Annotated in this window: 11 protein-coding genes; 4 read left to right on the forward strand and 7 right to left on the reverse strand. The window is 69.5% G+C overall.

Features of this window, described 5'->3' with window-relative positions:
- Nucleotides 1–87 precede the first annotated feature (87 nt).
- On the forward strand, nucleotides 88–765 hold the full coding sequence (locus tag FBT69_13070; GenBank protein ID MDL1905721.1) for a hypothetical protein: 678 nt from the start codon (nucleotides 88–90) through the stop codon (nucleotides 763–765).
- Nucleotides 766–771: 6 nt separating this feature from the next.
- A complete protein-coding gene (locus FBT69_13075) occupies nucleotides 772–1,440 on the forward strand; it encodes a DUF4230 domain-containing protein (GenBank protein ID MDL1905722.1) in 669 nt (222 codons plus the stop codon).
- Nucleotides 1,441–1,442: 2 nt separating this feature from the next.
- Here FBT69_13075 and FBT69_13080 read toward each other — a convergent pair whose 3' ends face one another.
- Both FBT69_13080 and FBT69_13085 read right to left on the reverse strand, forming a co-directional pair.
- Entirely contained in the window at nucleotides 1,443–2,324 is an 882-nt protein-coding gene (locus tag FBT69_13080) for an aldehyde dehydrogenase family protein (protein ID MDL1905723.1), read from the reverse strand.
- Nucleotides 2,325–2,438: 114 nt separating this feature from the next.
- On the reverse strand, nucleotides 2,439–3,584 hold the full coding sequence (locus FBT69_13085) for a saccharopine dehydrogenase (protein MDL1905724.1): 1,146 nt from the start codon (nucleotides 3,582–3,584) through the stop codon (nucleotides 2,439–2,441).
- 828 nt (nucleotides 3,585–4,412) lie between these two features.
- Between FBT69_13085 and FBT69_13090 the strand changes: the two genes are divergently transcribed.
- Nucleotides 4,413–5,573 (forward strand): DUF3883 domain-containing protein, encoded by a 1,161-nt coding sequence (locus tag FBT69_13090; protein ID MDL1905725.1) that lies wholly within the window; start codon nucleotides 4,413–4,415, stop codon nucleotides 5,571–5,573.
- An 840-nt stretch (nucleotides 5,574–6,413) separates the two neighbouring features.
- Here the strand turns inward: FBT69_13090 and FBT69_13095 are convergent.
- The 4 genes from FBT69_13095 to FBT69_13110 form a co-directional block, all read right to left on the reverse strand.
- A complete protein-coding gene (locus FBT69_13095; GenBank protein ID MDL1905726.1) occupies nucleotides 6,414–8,090 on the reverse strand; it encodes an amidohydrolase in 1,677 nt (558 codons plus the stop codon).
- A 37-nt stretch (nucleotides 8,091–8,127) separates the two neighbouring features.
- A complete protein-coding gene (locus FBT69_13100; GenBank protein MDL1905727.1) occupies nucleotides 8,128–11,424 on the reverse strand; it encodes an efflux RND transporter permease subunit in 3,297 nt (1,098 codons plus the stop codon).
- Complete coding sequence (locus tag FBT69_13105; protein ID MDL1905728.1) at nucleotides 11,421–12,797, reverse strand: efflux RND transporter periplasmic adaptor subunit; 1,377 nt, start codon at nucleotides 12,795–12,797, stop codon at nucleotides 11,421–11,423. Before FBT69_13105 ends, FBT69_13100 begins: the two co-directional genes overlap by 4 nt.
- Before the next feature lie 146 nt (nucleotides 12,798–12,943).
- Nucleotides 12,944–14,512, reverse strand: a complete 1,569-nt coding sequence (locus FBT69_13110; protein ID MDL1905729.1) for an SLC13/DASS family transporter — start codon at nucleotides 14,510–14,512, stop codon at nucleotides 12,944–12,946.
- A 77-nt stretch (nucleotides 14,513–14,589) separates the two neighbouring features.
- Between FBT69_13110 and FBT69_13115 the strand changes: the two genes are divergently transcribed.
- Nucleotides 14,590–15,678, forward strand: coding sequence for a DNA methyltransferase (locus tag FBT69_13115; protein ID MDL1905730.1), 1,089 nt, complete (start codon nucleotides 14,590–14,592; stop codon nucleotides 15,676–15,678).
- A gap of 12 nt (nucleotides 15,679–15,690) precedes the next feature.
- Here FBT69_13115 and FBT69_13120 read toward each other — a convergent pair whose 3' ends face one another.
- Nucleotides 15,691–16,689 (reverse strand): branched-chain amino acid aminotransferase, encoded by a 999-nt coding sequence (locus FBT69_13120; GenBank protein ID MDL1905731.1) that lies wholly within the window; start codon nucleotides 16,687–16,689, stop codon nucleotides 15,691–15,693.
- Nucleotides 16,690–16,780: the final 91 nt, after the last annotated feature.

Here is a 16,780-nt window from a genome sequence, read left to right on the forward strand (position 1 = left end):
CCGAAACCGGTTCCCTCCAACTGTCGATTGGAAGTGCGTTCAGGACTGTGGCTGGGGCACCCCGCCCGTGCTCATCCCGACAACGCCATGACCACGCCCGACCCATCCATGACCGCGCTCTTCAGACGAACGATCGGAGTGCTCGGCGCTGTCACCTGTCTGCTCGGCGCGGCAGGCGCAATTCTTGCGCTGCTCGCCTCCCCGCCCGTCTGGTTCGCCGCGGGTTTCCAGATCATCATCGCGTTGACCGGCCTCATCGCCCTGCTCGTGGCGCGCTCGCCGGGCACGCCCGCTCCTGCGCTCGCCCTGGTCTGCTTCGCCGGCGCGATCTTCACCGGCACGACCCTCGGACGCTTCAGCGCGGTGCTCGCAGCCGCCGCGGAGCCGATCGGCACCACCGACGCCATGCGCCGTCTCGTCCGCGACCCGTGGTTCCTTGCGCAGAACGCGCTCGCCGGCATGCTGGGCGTCATGGCGCTGTTCGCCGCGCTCGGACGCGACCGCCGCGCATGGCCCAAACTGGCGCTCGGCGTTGCCTGCGCCGCGCCCGTCGCGGCCGCCGCAGGATGGATCGTCGCCTTCAACGGCGACGAGGTCGTTCTCGCGCCCGTGGACTCCGCGATCGGCATCGTGCGCGTCGTGGTCGTCTGCCTCGCCGGCATTGCATCGGTCATCCTGCTCAGCATCAGCGCGCACCTCGTGATCGGGGCCTTCTCGACGCCGCCCGACCCACGGGCGAAACCCGACGCCGGACCGGCCCAATAATCACCCATGCCCGGCTCGTTCTGGCTCGGACTCTTCGCGCTCCTCGCCGCCTTTGCCGCTGGGGCTGCGCTCGTGTGGTGGCTCAGCCGCCGCTTCCTTCCCCGAGCCGCGCGCACGACCGTCGAATCACACACGATCGCCGAGCGCGTCGCCTCGGTCGGCAAACTCGTCGGCCTCGAAGTCCGCGCCAAGGAGATCGCGACGGCGACACACGGTCTGCCCTGGCTGCCGCCGCTGCTCCTCAGCCGCGCCCGACTTGCCATGATCTTCCACTTCGAGAAGCAGTACTCGATCAACCTCGCCGAGATCCGGCCGAAGGACGTGCGCGAGATCGGCCCCGGCCGTTACCGCCTGCGTCTCCCCCCCGCGCACGGCGAACTGCGCCTGACCGACGTCACGCCCTACGACGTGCAGGACGGCAAACTGCTCCAACTCATCGACGTGCTGCCCATGACCGCCGAGCGGCAGAAGGAACTGATGGAGCGAGCCAAGGACGAGGCCGCGCGCCTCTTCGCCGAGAACGAGCACAAGTACGCCGCCGAGGCCCGCGCCAGCATCGAGCGACAACTCCGCGCGCTCCTCGCCCTTTTCGACGCCGAGGTCGAGCTCGTCTGGCCCGAGCACTGGCGCGAGGACACCGCGGTCGCGGTCGTCGAGCACGCCGGCACGCCGTGACGTCAGGCCCCGCTCGGGTGCCACACCGTCTTGAACTCGACGAACGGCTCGATCCACCACGGCGACTCGCACGCCGCGTCGTCGAACCAGTCCGGCTCCGGATGCCACGCCTTCACCCGCTTCAGGTTCTCCGCCGCGCCGAGTTCGAGCGTGCGCCGGCGCTCGTCGCTCATGCCCGCCGCGTGGATGGCGTCGATGCCGCGGTGCGATGCGAAGTGGGGGACCAGTTCCTCGCGCTCCCCCGTGAGGATGTTCACGACGCCGCCCGGCATGTCGCTCGTCGCGATCGCCTCGGCGAGCACGCACGCCCCCACCGGGCTGCGCTCGCTCGCCAGCACGACGCACGCATTCCCCGCGCACACCACGGGAGCGACCAGCGAGACCAGCGAAAGCAGCGGCGCATCGTCGGGGCAAACCACGCCAACCACGCCCACCGGCTCGGGAACCGTGAAGTTGTGGTACGGTCCCGCGACCGGGTTCGCGCACCCCAGCGCCTGCGGGTACTTGTCCGCCCATCCGGAGTAGTGAACCACGCGATCGATCGCCCGCTCCACCTCCGTCTCGATGCTTTGATGACGTGATGCCTCGGCGCCTTCGCCCGGGTCGATCGCAGCACGCAACTCGGCCCGCTTGCCCTCCATCATCTCCGCGAGGCGGTACAGCACCTGCGCCCGCAGGTACGCCGTCGCCGCGGCCCACTTGTCCTGCGCCGCCCGTGCCGCCTCGACCGCGTCGCGCAGGTCCTTTCGGCTCGCGCGGCAGAGGTGCGCGACGATCCGCCCGTCCGCCGTCGATATCTTCATCGACCGCCCCGACTCGCTGCGCGGGAATGCACCCCCGATGAAGAGCTTGTAGGTCTTCGAGATGCCCAGCCGATCGGTCATGGCTTCACCGTCGAGACGCGCGGGCCGCGCCGCCTGCCCGCGCAGCGCGACCGACCCGACAAGCGTAGCGCAGCCGCGCCTCGCGGCGCTGTTCACGCCTTCACGGGGCGCGCCCTACATCGTCTCCACGCGCTGCCTGTACCGCACGCCACGCTTCTCCTGCTCCGCCAGCACGTCCCGTACCAGCGCCTCGTCGCCGGCCAGCCGTTCCGGCGGCAGCACACCCGGCGTCGTGATCCGCCCCGCCGCCAGCATCCTCGCCACGATCGTGCACGGGAACGCCGTCGTGCGCGCCATGCTCGTCCAGCCGGTCTCGGGGTCGTAGCAGTCCAGCAGGTCCCACACGCGCCGCTCGCGCCGCCCGCCGCGCACGCCCTCGACCGTGATCCGCATCACCGTCAGGTCCTCCTCGCCCGGCCCGTAGGACCACATCGGGAACATGAGCGCGCTGATCACATCGATCGGCCGCACCTTCACGCCCCCAGCCTCGATCGGCTCGTGCCCGAAAAGGCCCGTCGCCCGAAACACACGCATCAACTCGATGTGCCCCGGGTAGCGCAGTGTCCGCTCCTTCATGTTCGGCACGGGCATCGTGCGTGCCAGCGACCGCAACCCGTCCGTGTTGAAGGCTTCGAGCGTCCCCACGCCCTCGAAGTCGATCAGCTCCGGCTCGCTCAGCGCCTCGCGCACGACCACCTCGCCTCCCTCGACGAACCGCGCCGGCCGCGTGTACTCCTCGATCACGTCGTGCGGCGAAAACCCCGCCTTGTACTCGAACGGCCACCGCCTCTCTCGCGGCAGCCCGCCGACGAGGATGTCGATCCGCTCGCACTCCTCCATCCGCCCCGCCTCGAACGCCGCCAGCAGGTTGCTCATCCCCGGCGCGACCCCGCAGTCCACCACCGTCGGCACGCCGCGGGCCTTCGCCGCCGCGTCAAGGTCGAGCGCGTCCTCGGGCATGAACGAGATGTCGCAGTACGGCCGCCCCGCCTCGATGACGGCTTCGAGCGTCTGGAAGCCCAGCCGGCTGGCCAGCGCGCCGAGCACCACGTCGTGCTCCGCCGCGAGATGCTGGACAAGGTCCGTGTCGGAGAGGTCGCCCGTCACGGTGCGCAGCCGCCCGCCCGCCCAGTGCTGGGCGCGCTCCAGCGCATCCGGTTGCGCGTCCGCGATCGTCACGCGAAAGTCGGCGTCCGTCGCGAGGTCCGCGGCCATCACCGCCCCGACCAGCCCGCTCCCGAGAACAACAGCCGTGGGCACTCAGCCACCTCCCTTGTCGCTCGCCGCGAACGTCCCCCGCGCCGCTGCGCCGCACTCCGGGCACGGCCGCTCGGCATCCAGGCCGCGAAGATCGTAGCGGCAGACGGGGCAGAGGCCGCGTCAGCCACCGAGCGCGGAACGTTGGGTAGGCCATGCGAATCTCGGTGGCGGGTCTGAAAGGTTGAAGCCTTCCGACGGCTTCTCAGCCCGAAGGGCTGCATCGTTTGTAGCCGGGGGTGGAGGAGGCTCTGCGACGACACCCCCGGAGAGCGCGACCCACCCATTCCGTTTCATTCGGTTCCGCAGCCCGAAGGGCTGCTCGTGCTGCGTGCACGTCGTGACCACGATGACCCCTTCGGGCTCCGGTGGTTCGCGTGATAATCCGGGGGTCGCGCTCGAAGACTCGCTCGACCCCCGGCTACTGACGACGCAGCCCTTCGGGCTGGAGAGACATCACAGCCCTCCGGCCGAATGACCGATCGCGTACCGTGGCGATCGCCCTAACGCCAACGTGATGCGCTCGCCCCACGGCCGATCATGTGTCCGCGGCCTGTCGCGCGGCCGGCGCCCGGCCCCACCCGCACTCGGGGTGGCCTGCCCCCCGCAACGTTCGCGGCGACGCTGGCCGTCGCTCCCTATCCTTGAACCAAGACTCTCATAGACAGTGGTACAGAACTTGGGGGCAGGTCAGTCGGGTTTGCGGTGGTCGACAGGGGCCAGTAGACTCCTGGGCATGGCGGGCAACGGCCAGAGCCCCCGGAAGCGCCAAGCTCGCGGAGCCGAACCGGTGGCACAGAAACTCAGTGCCACCTTGCCGAGGACAGCCTTATGAAGGAGAGGGTCGTCTTCACCAGGGTCGGGTGGATGGAGTGGTACATGGGCCCGCAGCCCGGGGATGAGCGGCCCATCGGCGGCGGCCGGTACAACAAGAACCACATCGGCAGCGAACTGTTCAACTTCCGGAGGTTTGACGGCAGGTTGCTCGGGTACATCGAGTCGCGGGGAGGAAGGTTAAACCTCTCAAGGATCGATCCGTCCGCCCGCGGACAATCGCTCTCCGGCGTCACTGTCGTCTTTGTCTCGACCAGCCCGGCGAAGCTCGGTCGTGGGCAGGTCGTGATTGGGTGGCACCGGAATGCCACCGTCTATGAGAGCAGCCGACCCCGGCCTGTTCCCGCCGACCAGTACGCGTACTCGTGTGATGCCGATCCTGCTGAATGTTGCTTGCTCCCGATCCGTTTCAGGAGCTTGCCGGTGCCGGCTAACACGAAAGGTGCCTTCGGTCAGAGCAATATTCGCTATCCCTTCAACGAAGCGGGCTCGCCTGACTTGCAGCGTTGGATGCATACAGCCCTTCAGCTCGTTCGCGAATACGCAGGCCCGAACCTTTTGGATGGCGCTCCGACTGTCGTTGAGGACAAAGCGCAGGAGATCTACCAGGAGGCCGAGTTCCGAAGCAGCGGCCAAGGCTTCCGCGGGACCGCTGCCGAGCGCAGGGCTGTCGAAGACCTCGCCATGAAAAGGGCGATCGAACACTTCAGGAAGCTAGGCTACTCGGTTGACCACAAGGTGCATAAAACCAAGCCGTACGACCTGTACTGTTCGAAGAGGCGTAGGCCTCCGCTGTTTGTTGAGATCAAGGGAACGGTCGGAGATGGACAGAGCGTGATTCTCACCAAGAACGAAGTGCAGCATATGCAGCGCGAGCGGGAACGTTGCGCGCTGTTTGTCCTGGCAGGGGTGAAGCTGAAGCGACGGGGCAGGCGCCCAATCGCTACAGGCGGCACACCCCGGGTGCTGTGCCCCTTGCCCGATCTGGATGGCCGTCTCTCGCCGATCTGCTACAACTTTAGTCTTGCCACAGCAGACGAGCTGAATCTCGGCGTCGGCGTAGGAATCGCTCAAGTGTCCGCTGCCTGTGGGGCGGCCGGCGTCCGGCCCCACCCGCACTCGGGGCAGGCGCGTTGCGGCAGGCTGCGGAGATCGTAGCGGCAGACGGGGCAGAGCCCGCGCCGGATCCGCCGGGCGGTGCGCACCGCGGCGAGGCCGGTGAAGAACGCAAGCCAGATCGCGGCGTAAAAGAGCGTGTTGAAGAGCAGTCCGGGCCAGATGGGGCCATAGGGGAGCCACACATAACGATGAATCTTCAACGTCCAGAGCGATGGCGTCTCGCTCACTGTTGTTCCTGCTGAGACTTCATTCGGATCAGGCAGATACACATCGGTTCGCATGAGCGCGCGCATCGGCCAACCGCACGCGGTATCATATCGTGACGATAGAACATCCTGCGTGCTCAACAGTGATCGGGCCGGTAGCCGGGCAGACGACCAATATGGCGACCTCTGAAGTCCATGGAAGTTGACTCCCTAGCGATGCGCTCTACCCTCAATACCAGATCGGATCGCATGAGCAAATCGCTCAGCTGCCCGGCCCTCAGTAAAATACACACATACTTGCGTGTGCCCCGGTCTCACGCTGGTGTCGCCAACAACATGAATACCATCGCGTTCCTCGTGTATCACGGACAGAGCGGTAGGGTTGCCGAGGTGCGGCAGCGCAGCCACACCCCAAGCGACACATACCGCGACAATGAACCCGGCCGGCAGCGAGATCCGCGTGCGCCTTATCCACCGTCGGCGGTGCCGTCGAGCCATGGTCGAGTCAGTGTTCTGCGGGTCGGCGTCCGGCATCGGTCAGTCTCGCGGGTGGCGTGAAAGTGGCGGCGTGTGCGTGTGGTGTGGCGGCCCGACCGCTCCCTTACGGTCGCGGCTCGTCCTCACTCATGTTACCTCTTTTCGGTCACGGCTCGTCTTCGCGTGCATCGCGCTGTCACTCCCGCAGCTCGTTCTCAAACACCGTCTCCCCCGCGACCACCGTGCGCAGCACGCGAGTCCCCGGGATCTCGCCCGGCTCGCACGTCAGCGCATCGCGGTCGATGACGATGAAGTCCGCCTCCTTGCCGGGGGCGATCGAGCCTGTGATCTCCTCCCAGAACGCGGCGTACGCGGCGTCCAGTGTGAAGGCCCGCAGCGCCTCCTCTCCCGTCATGCGCTGCTCGGTGTGCCAGCCGCCGGGCGGGTCGCCCTCGGCGGTCTGGCGCGTGACGGCCGCGTGCAGGCCGAGGAAGGGGTTGTGGCTCTCGACCGGGAAGTCGCTCCCGCCGGCGATGCGGGCGCCGGTGCGCAGCAGGCTCGCCCAGGCGTACGCCCCGCGCCCGCGCTCGGGCCCCACGCGCGCGTACACCCACCGCATGTCGCTCGTGCAGTGCGTCGGCTGCATCGACGGGATGACGCCGAGCGCGGCGAAGCGGGGGATGTCGTCCGCGTGCAGCAGTTGGGCGTGCTCGATGCGGAAGCGGTGATCCGGCGAGGGCGACGACGCGAGGGCACGCTCGTACGCATCCAGCACCGCCCGGTTGGCCCGGTCGCCGATGGCGTGGGTGCACAGTTGGTAGCCGTGGATGATCGCGTGCCGTGCGGCGGTCTCGATCGCCTCGGGCTGCGTCACCGCCAGCCCGTGCCAGGCGTCCCCGCCGGGGCCGACGGGGCGGTCGGCGTAGGGGTCGAGCAGCCACGCCCCGCGCGAGCCCATCGCCCCGTCAATGTAATATTTCGCCGCCCGCACGCTCAGCCGCGGGCCTTCGTGGATGCCCTGCTCCTCGAAGTACCGAGGGGCGTACGCGGCCGCGACCATGGCGTGGATGCGCATCTTCAGCCGCCCGTCCGCATCGAGGCACTTGTAGGTCTCGATCTCGTCCGGCCCGACGCCCGCGTCGTGGACGCCGGTGAGTCCGACGGCGAGGCACAACTCCTGGGCCTTGAGGAGGAGTTCCTCGGTCGTGCCGACGCCCGCGCCGGTGATGGCGGCCCGCACGATGGGCATGGCGTTGTCGATGAGGATGCCGGTGGCGCGGCCGTGGGCGTCGCGGACGATCTCGCCGCCGGGCGGGTCGGCGGTATCGTCGGCGATGCGCGCGAGCCGCATCGCCGCGTCGTTCGCCAGTCCCGCGTGCCCGTCGACGCGCGAGAGCCAGACGGGGTGATCCGGCACGGCGGCCGAGAGCGCGTCGTGCGTGGGCAGGCGCTTGTCGGGCCACGACTCGTGGTCCCACCCGCGCCCGACGATCCACTCGCCCGGCGGCGTGGTTCGCGCGCGTGCGGCGACGATGGCGACGACCTCGTCGTAGGAGCGAGACAGGCGCAGGTCGAGCATCCCCAGCCCCAGCGCGCCCAGCCCCGCCATGTGCCCGTGCGCGTCGATCAGCCCCGGCAGCACCGTCATCTCGCGCAGGTCGATGCGCTCCGCCTCCGGTCCCGCCGCGGCGATGGCGTCGGCGTTCGACCCGACCGCCACGAACCGCCCGCTCTCGACGACGAACGCCTCGGCGCGCGGGCGGGCCGGGTCCATGGTGTGGACGTTCGCGTTGAGGTAGACGGTCCGAGGCTGCGCATCGGCGAGCGATGCGACGCACGACACGGCGACGGCGGCGAGGAGTCGGCTCATCATGCCGACAGCCTACCGCGCGGGCCGACCGTGGCGATGGTCAGCCCTCGCCGTTCTCGGCCAGTCCGGGCGTGCCGTTCGGCTCGGGAGGGGTCGGCGGCGGCTCGTAGGCGCCGGTCCACAGGATGCGCCGCCAGCGCGCCGCGTCCTCGAGGATGAGCAGCAGGCACGGCAGCACCACGAGGATGAGCAGCGTTGCCGACATCAGGCCGAACGAGATCGTGATGGCCATCGGGATCAGGAACCGCGCCTGGAACGACTGCTCCAGCATCAGCGGGCTGAGGCCGAGCACGGTCGTGATGGTCGTGAGCAGGATCGGCCGCAGGCGCGCCCTCCCCGCTTCAAGGACCGCGTGCCAGGTGCTCGGCAGTTCGGCCCGCTTCTGGTTGAAGAAGTCCATGAAGATCAGCGAGTCGTTCACCACCACGCCCGAGAGCGCGACGAAACCAATCAGCGACAGAAACGTCATGCTGAAGCCCAGGATCACGTGTCCCCAGATCATGCCGATGACGGCGAACGGGATCGCCGTCATCACGATCAGCGGCTGCGAGTACGACGCGAAGAGCCACGCGAGGCAGACGTAGATCAGCCCCGCCGCCACCGCCATGCCGATCGGGAGCGTGCTGAACGACTCCTGAACTTCCTTCTGTCGGCCGCGTTCGAGGATGCGCACGCCGGGCACCTCGGCCTCGATGCGCCGCAGGTCGGGCCGCACCGCCATGGTCACGCGCTCGGGGTTCACCCCCGCCTTGCGGTCCACCTCGGCGTTCACCGTCACCGCGCGCCGCCCGTCGAGCCGGCGCACCGTCGCGTAGGAGCGTGTCATTGTGACGTGCGCCACCTCGCCCAGCGGCACCGGCTCGCCGCCCGGTGCAATGACGAACATGCGTTCGAGCGCGGCAGGGCTGCGCCGGAACTCGACCGGCATCATCACTCGCACGTCCACGTCCTCGCGGTCGCCGGGGAAGGTGTACGCCTCCAGCCCGAAGACCGCGGCGCGCACCTGCTCGCCCAGGAACGCCTCGGTGAAGCCCAGTTCGCTCGCGCCGTCGCGGAGCGTGAGGCGGATCTCGGGCTGTCCCGCGTCCGCATCGTCCGTCACGTCGAAGACGCCGTCAATCGCGCGGAGCGTCTCCTTCACCTGCCGGACCGCCGCGTCGATGGCCGACTGCGACGCACCCGCGACCGTGAACGTCAGGGCAGGCCCCCCCGGCCCCGCGCCGATGGCGTCGAACCGCAGCGAGCGCACGCCGGGCATCTCGCCGACCTCAGCGCGGACGGCGTTCACCACGTCGTCGCTGGTGCGATCGCGCCGCTCGACGGGGTGCAGTTCGATGATGAGTTGCCCAAGGTGGCTCTGGACGGCGTCCCCCCCCTCACCGTTGATGTCCCCCATCGCGCCGACGACCGTGAATGCATCGCGGACCTCGGGCTGATTCAGCACCGCGCGCTCGATCCGCCTCAGGATGCGGTCGGTCTCGGCCGCCGGCGTGCCGATCGGCATCCGCAGTTGCACGTTGATTGTCTCGGCGTCCTCGGTCTCGAAGAAGATGAACTCCAGCCGTCCGCCCGCGACGAGACCGATCGACACGGCGAGCGTTGCGACCGCGATGCAGAGCGTGATGTACCGCCGCCGCAGCGCCACGCGCAGAACGCGCAGGTATCCCGGCACCAGGAACTTCGAGAAGAGCGTGTCGCGGGCGTGGTCGAAGGCGTTCTCGACGCGTCGCAGGCGGCCGACGTGCCCCTCCGCGCGCAGCCGGTCCGCCTTCTTCAGGCTGTGCGCCATGTGCGCCGGCAGGATGAACAGCGATTCGAGCAGCGACGCGACCAGCGCGCACGTCACCACCATCGGCAGCCACTTCAGGAAGTCGCCGATGTTTCCCTCGATCAGCGCGAGCGGCAGGAACGCGAACACCGTCGTCAGCACCGTCGCCACGACAGGCCATCCGACCTGCCCCGTGCCGTTGATCGCCGCGTCGATCGCCCCCTCGCCGCTCTCGTGGCGGGCCGTGATGTTCTCCGCCACCACGATCGCGTCGTCCACCAGGATGCCGATCACCACGATCAGCCCGAACATCGTCAGCAGGTTCAGCGATACGCCGAGCAGGTGCATCACCGCCAGCGTGCCCGACATCGCGACGATCAGCCCCACCGCTACCCAGAACGACACCCGCCAGTTCAGCAGCAGCACCAGCGTCAGGAACACCAGCATCCCGCCCCAGATCGCGTTCCGCGTCAGCAGGTCCAGCCGGCCCACCACGAACCGCGCCAGGTCCGTCGTGATCCGCACGTCGCACGGCGGCGGGGGCGCGACCAGACCGAGCTCGTACGCCCGAATCCGCTCCGATGGCGGGCTGGTGTCGCCCGGACGACGCATGACCGACCGGATTCGCTCCCCCGTCGTCATCGCCAGCGGCTCGTTGCGAAGCCCCGCCGCGTAGGCCTTCACCAGTTCCGCCACTGTCACCACGTCCACGCCCTGGACCGGGAACACCGTCAACGACACCGCCGGCTTGCCGTTCAGCCGCGCCGAAGTGTCCGTGTCCACGAACCCCTCGCGCACGTCCGCGATCTCGCCCAGCCGGAGCACGCGCCCGCCCTCGTCGGCCCGCACCACGACCTCGCGCACCGAGTCGGCACGCTCCTTTGCTCCGACCGTCCTCACCGAGACGCTCTGCGTCGGTCCGCGCACCGTTCCCGCGGGCTGCTCGCGCATCGCCGCACCGACCCGGCGCGCGACCTCCGGCAGGCTCAGCCCGTGTTCCAGCATCGCCGCCGGGCTGACCTCGACCGTCAGCTCGTCCCCCCGTGTCGCCCCGATCTCCACGTCGCCCATGCCCCGCAGCAGCCGCAGGTCCTCGCGGATGCGCCGCGCGGCGTCCTTCATCGCACGCTCGTCCGTGTCGCCGTACAGCGACAGGATCACCGCCGGCAGTTTCGGCTCCAGTTTCGTGACCGTGATCCGCTCCGACCGCTCCGGCAGGTCCTGCAGCGCGTCGATCTCGCGCTTCACCTCCGCGACCGCCGCCTCGATGTCCTTGCCCTCGCGGAACTCCACCCGAAGCACCGCCGCGCTCTCCGTCACGGTGGTGTTGATCTCCTTCACGTCGTCGAGATCGCGGATGCGATCCTCGATCTTGATCGCCAGCGATCGCTCGACCTCGTCCGGGGCCGCGCCGGGATACGGCGCGGCGATCATGACCTGTGTCGGCCGCACCTCGGGGAAGAACTCGCGCGTCAGCCTCAGCCCGAAAATCAGTCCCGCGCCCAGCACGGCGAACATCGTGAGGTTCGCGACGACGGGACGGCGCACGCCGAATGCAGCGAGGCTCACGGGCCTGCCCTCGGTGTCGCGCCGTTCGCAGGCCTCGCGGCCCGAGCGTCATCCACGCGGACCGCCATGCCGTCGGCCAGTTCGTCGCGACCGGCGAGCACGACCCGCTCGCCGTCCTCCAGGCCCGACGGGATCACCGCCCACTGCGTCTCGTCCGGGTCGAGCGCGGGGAACTCGGCCTCGATGAAGCGGGGGGGCGCAACCGCCCGAGAGCGCAGCCGCCAGCCTTCGCCTTCGCGCACCACCACCATCACCCGGTCGCTGTCGAGCGCTCGGCGCGGCACCAGCACCCGCGGCTCGGCGCGGCCCGAATAGACCCGGCCGATCACGAACTGGCCTGGCAGCAGCAGCGCCCCCGCGCCAGCCAGCGGGTCGTCCGCGCCGTAGTCGATCCGCTGCTCGACCTCCACGAACACCGTGATGGTCCGCGTGCGGGCGTCCGCCTCCGGCGCGATGCGCGCGACACGACCGTCCCACCGCATCGCCGCGGGCGAGTCCGCGATCAGTTCCGCCCGATCGCCGACCGCGACGGACGCCGCCGCCGAGACGGGAAGCCGCAGCGGCGCCTCGACGCGGCGCAGATCGACGATACGCGCCACCGGCGCGCCAACGCCGAGCAGTTCGCCGGGCCTCGGGTCCACCCGCTGCAACACGCCGTCAACCGGCGAATGGACCGTCGTGCGCGCAAGGTCGTCGAGCGCAATCCTGGACGAGGCCTCCTGGTTCACGAGCTGCGCGACCATTGCGGCCCGTCGCGCAGGAACCGCCTCCAACTGCTGGCGGTACTGCGACGCCTCGCGCCGCATCCGGGCGATCTCCGCACGCCGCCTCTCGATCTGTGATTCCACCGCCGCCCCGCGCTCCGCGGCGGCGAGCGTTCTCTCCAGTTCACGCTCCTCGATCGCCACCTGCTCGTCCGCGAGCGCCAGCTGCTCGCGCCACGCCGCCTCGTCCACGTCCAGCCGTTCCAGGTCCGCCTTTGTTGCTGCAACCATCTGGCTCGCGGACTGGGCACGGTTCGCGTAGTCGCGCGGGTCGAGCCGTACGAGCAGGTCGCCCCGCCGGATGGGCATGCCCGGCTCGACGCGAACGGGCCGCTCGACGACGCGTGCGGATACTTCCGCCGCCACCTCGACGGCTTCCATGGCTCGTACCGTGCCGTAGCCCTGCCACACGTCGGGAACCATCGTCCGGTGCGCGAGCGTCGTCAGCACCAGCGGCGCGGTCTCGCCGTGGTCGGAGCGCTGCGGCCTCTCCTTCGTGGCCACCAGCGCCGCGAACACGCCGATGCCGATGAACAGCACGCCCGCGCCGACCACCACGCGCACGACGATCGAGACGGCACGCCAGGGGAACGGAGACGGGCGGGGCATGGATTCCGACGCTCCAGGGCCGACGCCCGGCTCGGGCGTGAGGCAACTCTATGCCCCGTGACCAGCAGCAACGAGCCTCGACCGCGCCTCAACGAGCCGCGACCATGAGGGAGCAGTTTCCTCCACCCAGCGGTACGTCACCACCCTCAAGGCTGGATCGTCACCACGAACCGCTCCAGCACGAGGACCGCGACCGACACCAGCACGATCCCGATGAGATTCAGGATCAACCCGGCCCGCGCCATCTGCGGAAGCGAAACATGGCCAGACCCGAACACGATCGCGTTCGGCGGCGTGGCGACCGGAAGCATGAACGCGCAACTCGCCGCCAGCGCGGCCGGCACCAGCAGGTACGCCGGATCGACGCCGAGGCCCGTCGCCGCCCCCGCGAGCACCGGCATCAGCGTCGTCGTCACCGCCGTGTTGCTCGTCAGTTCCGTCAGGAAGATCACCACTCCCGCGATCGCCGCGACCATCAGCGCCAGCGGCAGCCCCCGCAGCGCCTGGAACTGCTCGCCGATGAACCTCGTCACGCCCGTCGAGTCCATCGCGGACGCCAGGCTCAGCCCGCCGCCGAAGAGCAGCAGGATCCCCCACGGCAGCCGCGACGCCGTCGGCCAGTCCATCGCGAAGACTCGCTCTCGCGGCCTGACCGGGATCACGAACAGCACGAGCGCGGCGATGATGGCGATCCCCTCGTCCGTCAGCAGGTGCACCTCGCGCCCGTCCGTGCCCGTGCGAACCATCCCCAGCGCAGAGGCGAGCGGTTGGCGGAAGATCCACGCCAGCGCGGTGCAGCAGAACACGACGAACACTGCCCATTCGCCCCGCTTCATCGGCCCGAGGGCGCGCAGCTCGCCCGCGATCAGCGCCTTGCCGCCGGGAATCTCGCGCAACCGAACAGGGAACGCCAACCGCGTCAGCACGATCCACGCCACGGGCAGAAAGACGGCGACGAACGGCACGCCGATCCGCAGCCACTCCGCGAACGTGATGACCTGCCCGTACTCGCGCTCCACGAAGCCCTTGAGCACCGTGTTCGGCGGCGTGCCGATCAGCGTCCCGATCCCCCCGATGCTCGCCCCGTAGGCGATCCCGAGCATCAGGCAGGTGGCGAAGTTCGAGCCGTCCAGCCCCGGCTCGGGCGGCGCGCCGCGCTCGAAGTCGCGCCCCAGGCGGGCGAAGACCAGCGCGATGACGCTCACGCCGATGGGCAGCATCATCGCGGCTGTCGCCGTGTTCGACACCCACATGCTCATCAGCGCGCTGGCGAGCATGAACCCGCCGATCAGCCGCACGGGCCTCGTTCCCACGACGGCGATCGTGATCAGCGCAATGCGCTTGTGCAGGCCCCACCGCTCCATCCCGAGGCCCAGGATGAACCCGCCCATGAACAGGAAGATCACCGGGTCGGCATAGGGCGCGACGGCCTGGCGGATGGGCGATACGCCGAGGATCGGGAAGAGCGCGATCGGCAGCAGCGCGGTCGCGCTCAGCGGCAGCGCCTCCGTCATCCACCACACCGCCATCAGCACGGCCACTGCCGCCGCGGCACGCCCCGTGTCCGAAAGCCCGCCGCCCAGCGCACCGGACTCGTCCGCCCGGGCTCCAGGCAGAACGGCGTACATCAGCACCGCGAGCGCAGGGCCGGCGAACAGCCCAACCCAGCCGACGGTCTCCGCGATGTTGCGCCGGCTCGGCGCGGTTGCGCACATGGTGGGAAAGCCTACCGTCCCGCCGGCAAACCGACGAATCGTGCGCGCCGGCCCGACGTCGGGCCGATACACGGGGCGTGATCAAGTACCTCGGCTCGAAGCGCACGCTCATTCCCTCCATCCTCCGCGCCGTGCGCGGCGTCGAGAGCGCGGGCACCGTCATCGACCTCTTCTCGGGCACCTCCCGCGTCGGTCACGCCCTCAAGGCCGCCGGCTATCGCGTCCTCGCCAACGACCACAACGCCTACGCGGCCGTGCTCGCCCGCTGCTACGTGCAGGCCGATGCCGAGGGCGTCCTCCCGGACGCCGAACGCCTGGTCCGCGAGTTCAATGCCCTGCCCGGCCGCCCCGGCTGGTTCACCGAGACCTACTGCATCCGCTCGCGCTTCTTCATGCCGAAGAACGGCGAGCGCATCGACGCCGTCCGCGAGGCGATCGTCCGCAAGGGTCTGGAGCCGGAGTTGGAGGCCGTCGTGCTCACCTCGCTCATGGAGGCAGCCGACCGAGTCGATTCGACGACGGGCGTGCAGATGGCCTACCTGAAGCGGTGGGCGCGGCGTGCCGCAAACGATCTGGAGCTGCGCGTGCCCGTCGTGCTTCCACGGGCCGCGCAGGGCAAGGGCGAGGCGCACCAACTCGACGCCCTCGACGCGGCCCGCCGACTCGCCGCCGACGTGGCCTACGTTGACCCGCCCTACAACCAGCACGCCTACCTCGGCAACTACCACGTCTGGGAATCGCTCGTGCGCTGGGACAAGCCGGAGGTCTACGGCGTGGCCTGCAAGCGGGCCGACTGCCGCGAGCGTCGCAGCGAGTTCAACTCCCGGCCCGCCTGCGCCGCCGCCCTGCGCCGCGTGCTGGAAGCCCTGCGGGCAGACGCCGTTGTCGTCTCCCTGAGCGACGAGGGTTACGTCTCCCGCGCCGAGGTCGAGTCGATGCTCCGTGGCCTGTGGGGCGGCGAAGGGGCCGTCCGTGTCATCGCCCACGACTACAAGCGCTACGTCGGCGCGCTGATCGGCATCCACAACTCCCGCGGCGAGCGCGTCGGACGGATCAGCCACCTGCGGAACACGGAGTACCTGTTCGTCGCACGGCGCGAGGCGGCACGGACGCGCACGCACACGCACGCGGATGCGACGGAACACGACGCCTGCGCCGTTGCCTGATCTCGTCCGCGCTCAGTCTTCCGGGATGTTGTCACTCGTCACGATCTGCCGGAACCGCGTACGAAGCCGGTTCGTGATCGGTCCCTCGCCGTCGGAGATGCGGTGGGTCGCCGTCACGCGGGTCTCGCCCTCGTGCTCCAGCACCTCGCGCACGGCGATCATCTCCGCCGCGGTCCCGGTCAGGAACACTTCGTCGGCGGCCAGGAGTTCCGCGAGCGTGAAGTCCCGTTCCTCCACCTTCAGCCCGCACGCCGGCGCGAGTTCCCGCATCACGAACCGCCGCGTGATCCCCTCGAGGATGCCCGCCTCGCTCGGCGGCGTGAAGACACGCCCGTCCTTCACGATGAAGATGTTGTCGCCCGAGCCTTCCGTGACGCGTCCCTCAAGGTTCAGCATGATGACCTCGAGCAGCATGTCCTCCGGCTTCGTGATCCCGAGGTGCTGCGACAGGTGGATCGCCTCGCACTTGGCCAGGATGTTGTTCAGGTAGTTCAGGCTCTTGATCCGCGGGTCCAGGCAGGGGATTGGCGTCTTGGGCCGGTGCGCCACCACCACGCGCATCCCCTTCTCGTACATCTCCGGCTTGTAGAGCGAGATCTGGTCCGCGATGCAGATCACCCCCGGCTCGGGGCACAGGTACGGGTTCAGGCCGAGCGTCCCCACCCCGCGCGTCACCACCAGCCGGATGTACCCGTCCACCAGCCCGTTCGCCTCGATGCAACGCCGCTGGATGTCGATCATCTCCTCGCGCGGCACGTGCTTCTCCAGCCGCAGTCCGATGCGGTTGGCGCACGCGTACAGCCGGTCCATGTGCTGCCCGCACTTGAAGATCCGTCCCTTGTAGACGCGGATGCCCTCGAACACGCCGTCGCCGTAGAGCAGCCCGTGGTCGAAGACGTTCACCGCCGCCCGGCTCTTGGGCACGATCTCGCCGTTCACGTACACGAACGGCCTGTCGGCCGGGGACGCGGCAGGGCGGGCGGTGCGGACATCCGTGCTGGCCTGGGTCATCGCGGCTCCTCTCTCGCCCGGACTCCGCCGGACACGCACCATCGTATCGGCTCCATGGGCGACCGCCCGGGGGAACCGCCCAACATCCGAA

This window comes from Synechococcales cyanobacterium CNB (assembly GCA_030263455.1).
Taxonomy (GTDB): Bacteria; Planctomycetota; Phycisphaerae; order Phycisphaerales; family UBA1924; genus CAADGN01.

Coding starts and splice junctions, on each gene's coding strand:
- FBT69_13070 (MDL1905721.1), top strand. CDS start 88: ATGACCACGCCCGACCCATCCATGACCGCGCTCTTCAGACGAACGATC.
- FBT69_13075 (MDL1905722.1), top strand. CDS start 772: ATGCCCGGCTCGTTCTGGCTCGGACTCTTCGCGCTCCTCGCCGCCTTT.
- FBT69_13080 (MDL1905723.1), bottom strand. CDS start 2,324: ATGACCGATCGGCTGGGCATCTCGAAGACCTACAAGCTCTTCATCGGG.
- FBT69_13090 (MDL1905725.1), top strand. CDS start 4,413: ATGAAGGAGAGGGTCGTCTTCACCAGGGTCGGGTGGATGGAGTGGTAC.
- FBT69_13095 (MDL1905726.1), bottom strand. CDS start 8,090: ATGATGAGCCGACTCCTCGCCGCCGTCGCCGTGTCGTGCGTCGCATCG.
- FBT69_13105 (MDL1905728.1), bottom strand. CDS start 12,797: ATGCCCCGCCCGTCTCCGTTCCCCTGGCGTGCCGTCTCGATCGTCGTG.
- FBT69_13110 (MDL1905729.1), bottom strand. CDS start 14,512: ATGTGCGCAACCGCGCCGAGCCGGCGCAACATCGCGGAGACCGTCGGC.
- FBT69_13120 (MDL1905731.1), bottom strand. CDS start 16,689: ATGACCCAGGCCAGCACGGATGTCCGCACCGCCCGCCCTGCCGCGTCC.